This is a genomic window from Halomonas sp. A3H3 (assembly GCF_000982975.1).
GTDB lineage: Bacteria > Pseudomonadota > Gammaproteobacteria > Pseudomonadales > Halomonadaceae > Vreelandella > Vreelandella titanicae.
In genome coordinates this window covers 2,195,611-2,201,918 of sequence record NZ_HG423343.1, presented here as the reverse complement: position 1 = coordinate 2,201,918, position 6,308 = coordinate 2,195,611, and the positions used below count along the sequence as shown (strand labels likewise).

The 6,308-nt window shown below is 49.6% G+C and carries 6 protein-coding genes; 3 read left to right on the top strand and 3 right to left on the bottom strand.

Annotated features, from left to right (window positions below; all coding sequences use genetic code 11):
* Window positions 1–2,492: DUF4347 domain-containing protein (locus HALA3H3_RS09845; protein ID WP_158414238.1), on the bottom strand; the 2,492-nt coding region annotated here is incomplete at its 3' end.
* A 328-nt stretch (window positions 2,493–2,820) separates the two neighbouring features.
* Between HALA3H3_RS09845 and HALA3H3_RS09840 the strand changes: the two genes are divergently transcribed.
* Entirely contained in the window at window positions 2,821–3,705 is an 885-nt protein-coding gene (locus tag HALA3H3_RS09840) for a histidine kinase dimerization/phospho-acceptor domain-containing protein (protein WP_022521387.1), read from the top strand.
* A gap of 327 nt (window positions 3,706–4,032) precedes the next feature.
* Window positions 4,033–4,518: a hypothetical protein gene (locus tag HALA3H3_RS09835; protein WP_022521385.1), complete on the top strand. Its 486-nt coding sequence runs from the start codon at window positions 4,033–4,035 to the stop codon at window positions 4,516–4,518.
* Between the two features lie 141 nt (window positions 4,519–4,659).
* On the opposite strand, the gene HALA3H3_RS09830 is transcribed toward HALA3H3_RS09835, so the two are convergent.
* Complete coding sequence (locus HALA3H3_RS09830) at window positions 4,660–5,052, bottom strand: histone-like nucleoid-structuring protein, MvaT/MvaU family (RefSeq protein ID WP_022521384.1); 393 nt, start codon at window positions 5,050–5,052, stop codon at window positions 4,660–4,662.
* A gap of 303 nt (window positions 5,053–5,355) precedes the next feature.
* Window positions 5,356–5,958, bottom strand: coding sequence for a hypothetical protein (locus tag HALA3H3_RS09825; protein ID WP_022521383.1), 603 nt, complete (start codon window positions 5,956–5,958; stop codon window positions 5,356–5,358).
* Between the two features lie 73 nt (window positions 5,959–6,031).
* On the opposite strand from HALA3H3_RS09825, the gene tnpA reads away from it, so the two are divergent.
* Window positions 6,032–6,308, top strand: a 277-nt coding sequence (gene tnpA, locus HALA3H3_RS09820; protein WP_053856944.1) for an IS66 family insertion sequence element accessory protein TnpA, incomplete at its 3' end; no start/stop codon positions are given.

The following is a 6,308-nucleotide window of genomic DNA, read 5'->3' as shown; positions in this document are numbered from 1 at the left end:
GCACCGGTGTATTGAATAGCAGAAATGGTATCTAAATACGCATTGATATCTGCGGCACTGCCCGACAAACTTAATGCGCCCATGCCAGAGCCCACGACGGTCACACTACCGCTACTGGAAGCGGCTAAAGTACCGGCAGAAGCAGTTAAGGTCACGGTTAGGCTATCGCCATCAGCATCCGCAAACGTCACAGAAGACAAGTCAACATTGGAAGCCGTGTCTTCAGTTACTGTGATATCTGAAGGCGCGCCAGCAACGGTGGGGGCGTCGTTAACTGCGGTAATATCGAGGTTAACGGTTGTCGTACTGGAATCAACCGTGCCGTCATTCGCCTTAATACTTAACGTAGCGGCATTATCACCGCTGGCGTTGCTCGCGCCGGTGTATTGAATGTTGGTCGTAGTGTCCAAATAGGTATTAATATTCGCGGCGGTACCAGCAAGTGTCAGAACCCCTGCGCCGGAGCCGCTCACGGTCACGCTGCCACCAGAGGAAGCGGCTAACGTGCCTGCCGATGCAGTAAGCGTGACAGTGAGGTTATCACCATCGCTGTCGGCAAGCGTCACATCAGACAGGTCAACATTGGAAACCGTATCTTCGGTTACCGTGATATCGGAAGGTGCTCCAGTGATGGTAGGTGCAGCGTTTGTAGGAACAGCAGTGATGTTGGTGACAACGAGGTCGTCAAAGGTAATGTAAAAGCCACTATATTCTCCATCTACTGTATTCTCAGTCAAAGTAAAAGAAGTAATACCCTTAAAAAAGTCCGCATTAATATGATTTTCTATATCTAGAGTGGTAACAGTGGTATTTGAGGCAATAAATTCTATGCTTCCTTTATCCGAAGTCAAAACAATAACTTCATTATCACCATCCCAACTTTGAAGCATCAAACTTGAAAGATCAAATTGCTTTCCAGAATCAATAGAGAAAGTAAGCTTCGTCTCAGCAGGAGCCCATTCACCAGTATCAATCGATTCAGAACCGGATAAATTTACATTTGTGAAGCCACCATTATCACTGTCTAGCAGATTTGCACTTTCACTTTCGATAGTAAACGTAGCACTTGTACCAACAGCAGTGACTGTTTTTGTACCGAGTCCAGTGACACCTGATTCAAAGCCGAAGGTGGCAGCGTTATCAACAGCAGTAATATCCACGTTAACCGTTGTCGCACTCGAATCCACCGTGCCGTCATTCGCCTTAATCGTTAACGTAGCGGCGTTATCACCACTGGCGTTGCTCGCGCCGGTGTATTGAATGTTAGAAGTGGTATCTAAGTACGTATTGATATTCGCAACACTGCCCGACAAGGTTAATGCGCTCGAGCCAGACCCAGTGACAGCTACGCCACCACCACTGGAAGCGGCCAAAGTGCCTGCCGAGGCAGTTAAGGTCGCGGTTAGGGTATCGCCATCAGCATCCGCAAACGTCACAGCAGACAGGTCAACATTGGAAGCCGTGTCTTCGGTTACCGTGATATCGGAAGGTACTCCAGTGATGGTGGGCGCAGCGTTTGTACTTGCTACCTCAAAAACAAGATTGTCAAACCCTGGCGCAAATTGACCTTCACTGTACGTCACGGTAAACGAGGAAATGTTGGTAAAATTCAGTGAACTGACGGTGATCCCATGAAACCCGCCAATATCTGTCGAACTATTCGCAGCGACGCTGGCGGTTTGGCTGTCATTGCTTGTGAAAATATAATTTCCTGCTGCCATGTCTCCAATTTCCACAAACTGTATCGAAGACACATCAACAGCAACATCAAAAGTAAAGGTTACAGAAGTAAGACCATACGCATTGGTATCCCCTATAATGTAACCTGTTGAACCACCTACTCCTCCAGCATCAATGGGTGAAAAATAATTCGTTGCGCCAGTAGTGGTAACTTCTATTGTTCGCCCCTGTTCCGTGACAGTAACCGCAAAATTGCCATTCTGCACGGCACCATCAAACGCTATCGTTGACAGTGCCCCCTGAAAATCCTGTGCCGAAAAAGTCTGGGTCTCGATGGCACCTTCCGAGGATACGGCTTCAAGCACCCAATCCCCACCTTTACTCGCCGCACCGGTCAAATTATCAGAAGCTGCCACATCCGCTTGGGTGGCTTGGGCTAAAGCAGCAATAAAATCCTGCCCTTCGCCGCTGGCGACGGAGCAACCGTAAAGCAGTAAATCGCCTTCTTCATTTAAAGCGGCACCCAGTTGGGCAAGATCAGAGGCACGAGTATTGATAACACTCTCATCGAGGCTAAAATTGCCTAGATGGATCTGGCCTTCTGAACCATGGCTAATGATATGAATGGCGTCGTAACCGCTGTGGGTTTGTGCCCATTGCGCCATTTGCTCCAGGCCATCGCGGGAAGGGTCTAGGGTGACGATGTCGGCCCCATCGGGAACTCCATCAACAAGGGTTTGCCAACCATCAATACCTGTATCGATGAAAATGACTTCTTTGACGTTACCGCGTTGTAAAAGATCGCTCACCATTTTTGTCCCCTTCCCCATCTATTATTATCGCCCCCAATGAGGAAGCCGCCTCAACGCGTACATCGCTAATGCTACCGCTCAGGTATTGTAGCCCTAGTTGATTACAGTACCTCACACTTTTTAACTCGAAATTGCTAATTAATTTGGACTAAGAAGAGCCAACTCATCGGGGAGAGTCAAAAAGATTTTTGTGACATTTGTTTGCATGTTCGACGATCTTGACGAATTAGTTGCGCATCTATAGCGTACCAATAATTAGTTAGATGCTTCCTGAACCTCACTCCGCCTGCACCGAAGCCTGCCAGGCCCACGTGATTGGGCCATCGGCATGGTCGCCATCAGCATTGGGGTAGGGCTGTTATACGGGCGAAACGTCATTCCGCCGTTCTGGTTCATCGCCATTGCCAACGCCTTGATCCTTGTCGGTCATGCTTTTTTGGTCGCTGGGGCTCGGCGTTTTCTCGGGCGGTCGGTCGGCTGGCCCTTGCTGGCCGCCGTTGTGGTGGTGTTCTGCCTCCCTATGATGCTCTACCATAATGTCCCCGAAGCCATGGGGCTTCGCATCATCAGCATTAGCATCGGTATGGCGCTTCTGGTATTTCTCGGTGCCTGGACGATTGTGCACGACAGCCGCTTTCAGCTACTTAATGCACATCAGGCAGTCGCTGTGCTGCTTGCTCTTCATGGCACCCTCAATCTGGCACGGGCAGCCCAAACCTTGTTGGAACCGGTATTGGCCACGGATATGTTACGGCTCGGCCCTAGCACAAGCACCTTCTTCGCCTGGGGCATCCTGTTCTTCTTCGGTTTGACAGTAGGGTTGGCGGTAATGGTGACAGAGCGGTTGCGTGACCTCCTACAAGATCGCCTCATCAAGGAGAACGTTGCCCGTTGCGCGGCGGAAGCAGCGCTTCAGGAGCAACGCAACTTCTTGACTATGGTCTCGCATGAATTCCGCACTCCGCTGGGTATCATGGCGGCGTCGGCGGATCTCATCGCCTGCAACCTGCCAGCGGACGACAAAGAGTCGGCCGAGGAGCTGGATCGTATCCATAGGGCCTCACGGCGATTAGGAAACTTGGTCGAGGGGTGTCTGGCCGATGACTGGTTGGAAAGCGTGTCACAGAGTCGTCGTTCAGGCGAGCTCAATGTCGGCACAGGGCGCAAGAGCTCACAACACCCATTACGGCTTCATACTACTGCGATAGAGTAGCTATCAGATTACAACCCGTGTGAGGCTTAGCATCTACATCCCCCAGCACCACCGAGGAGAATCACTGCATTAGTAAAGTTAAATTTGCGAGCCCGCTCACTACCACTAATATTAGAAGGCGCCGTCCGAATCACGGCACGGAACTGGGGTGTTGTGGTTGCTTGCTGGGGTAGGTGCCCATAGGCCTGCACCCACATGACATGAATTGCTTTAGAGCACTCTATCGGGCAGCAGAGGAAAACCTCTATAGCCTATGTGGTCATCAGTCGCCCTACGCTTATGCTCGGCTTCTAGTTGAGCGGAGCTAAAAAATAAAGGGAAATGGGAATGTTAAAAAACAGCTATTTAATCTCTCGTTCGACCGCCACGGCTCTTTCTCTGCTGCTATCTTCCTCGGCTTTGGCGGATGAGGTGTACAGCGAGACAGCAACCGGTATGGTCGAAGCCGCTGTTCAAGCGATCTGCGAGGGTGATAAAGAAAGACATCTTTCAATGCACCAGCGGAAAATTGAACCCGATCTATATTATGAGGAAAAATTCTCTGCCTTCCATACAGCATGCAGAGATAACGGTATAGCAGATATTGAAACGACATCTGATTTTGATGATGCATTAATGCAAGAGCAAAAGCGTCGATTTCACATTGATGCAAACATCGTCATGGGAGACGGGTCTGTGTACGCAACCACGTTTCGAGTGATTTGGGGGTCGTTCAACGTGCCAGAGGGTAGCAACTCAGTCGAGGCGTGGAGATTGGGCGGCCTTAGTAGAGTAGAAGTACCTATCCTCAGGGAAGACCTGTCGCGAAATTAACGGATGGCTGATGGACTTACTCGTTACTTTTCTTTCCCAGCACATCGCTTAAATAATTTTTCGCTCACTGAGCGGGCTCAGTGAGCGTTTTAAAGGGTAACTTTGCTAAGCTGGCGTTGTCACCACTAATAAAAATTAGTCTTATTGCGCGATTTCTTTCACAACCCAACTGACCACTTCTTCATTACCAAATTCAGCCTTCCACTCCTGGATAACTTTGTGATTCCCGCCACGGGTTTCTACTACCTCACCAGTGTGTGGGTTCTTGTATACCTTCAAGGGGCGTTTTTTACGCCCATCTGTGCTGCTGGCGCTTACCTTGCCAGCTTTTGCTGGTTTAGAGCGGTAAGATGGGTCAAGCATTTCACATACGTCGCGCGCTAATTTTCCGTGCTCAGTCATAAGTGCTTGTAGTCTTTCTTTGAATTCAAGCTCTGCTTTTAGCTCACTGTTGTTTTCCAGCGCTTGCAGCTCTTCTTGTAGCTGCTTCAACATCTGTTCTTTTTTGAGATAATCACTCAGTACCGACGCCATAGTCTACATTCCTATATTTTTTCAAAAATTTAAGATAAAGCTTAAACATATATCTTGCGCATTATAGCTTTAATATCGACTTTGAGAAAAGGAAAGTTCCTGAAAGGGACTGGCTTCCGAAATAGGTCAAACACGGAGCAAAGAGTCGTCGTCAATAACCTCATCGGTAGACCAACAAAGCGGCTGGGATACCGACCCCCAGCCCAGGTGCTCTTAGGAGAATGCTCAGGAGCGCTAGCAGCCGCAGGAGCGGCACCTACTAGATGAACAGAAAATCAACCACGAGGCAGCTACGTTTCTATATTAGAAATGCCATTCGACATTCAGCGTCATAGCGTCGGTATCAATCCCAGGCTTATTGTGATTACCAAATTTATTGCGCCAATATTCGTAGCCAACGCCGGCCCATAGTGAGTTTTCCACCCCCCATGCGACTTGCCCTACATCCAGCATCAGCGAGGTACGCATTAACTGCTCAGGCTTGGTCGAATCGCCAAAGTAGTCATCCCCTTTCGCACCGTTGTAGTTATAGAAGCCTTGAAATTTTAGCGGTAACGCAGCCACTTCAAAAGGTAACCCCCAGGCCAAATTGATTTGGTAATAAGGGTCAAAGGAGATGCTGTTCTGGTTTTCGGGTAGCCCACAGGGTGGCAGGCCGCAGTGGTTCCACTCACGGCTATAAAACAAACTTAAATCTACAAAGCCTCGCGGTACGTCAAACTTAAACGTTGGCCCAACTACCAGTTGGCGCTTACGTGGTGCAAAGCCAGTATTTTTAGTGTTGAGATCAAACCCGAAGGTTAGTGCCATATCCCTCACTGGCCCGAAGGCTACCGGCTCAGCAAACACGCTCCCTGCATGCAGTTGATGACGATATGTCAAGTACGCTTCCGTGTAAGCGTTCATTCTAAGACGTCCTGCCGCCCGGCTGACATTCGCCCTACAGTAACCTCACATTTGCCCACACGAGGTTACCCCCATGAGAAAGCACCGCACCCCGGAACAGTGGCAGGCCCTGGTTGACCAGCATCGTGACAGTGGTCTGTCAGCTTCGCAGTTTTGTAAACAAGAGAACATTGGCTATTCCAGCTTCTGCAACTGGCGAAAGCGCCTGTCCGATCAGCCGACCGATAATTCGACAGACTCTGGAGAAGCCAGCTTTCTCGATTTGTCGTCACTGATGGGCACGTCGCCATCATCCGGCTTAGGCTGGAATATTGTGCTCAGCCTGGGTAACGGCGTCGAGCTACGGCTGA